Origin of the sequence: Specibacter cremeus (genome assembly GCF_003946885.1) — a bacterium.
GTDB classification, from domain to species: domain Bacteria; phylum Actinomycetota; class Actinomycetes; order Actinomycetales; family Micrococcaceae; genus Specibacter; species Specibacter cremeus.
Window position 1 is genome coordinate 1 of record NZ_RWKQ01000045.1, and the last position, 215, is coordinate 215.

Here is a 215-nt window from a genome sequence, read left to right on the forward strand (position 1 = left end):
TCCCCTGGTGGGGAAACCGCAAACTCCGCTACGAGTTCGCCTGACCCTTGCCCCGAACCAGCTGCGCGGAAATCCGCGCTAATCATCGATAACTACGCCACCCACAAGCATGCCAACGTCAAGTCATGGCTTGGAAAGCATCCGCGGTTCCACCTGCACTTCACCCCGACCTCGTCCTCCTGGCTGAACCTGGTCGAGCGCTGGTTCCGGGACCT

At 60.9% G+C, this 215-nt stretch carries 1 protein-coding gene; it reads left to right on the forward strand.

What is annotated here, in order from left to right; genetic code table 11:
* On the forward strand, nucleotides 1-215 hold a 215-nt coding region (locus EJC77_RS15820), incomplete at both ends, for a transposase (RefSeq protein WP_420820330.1).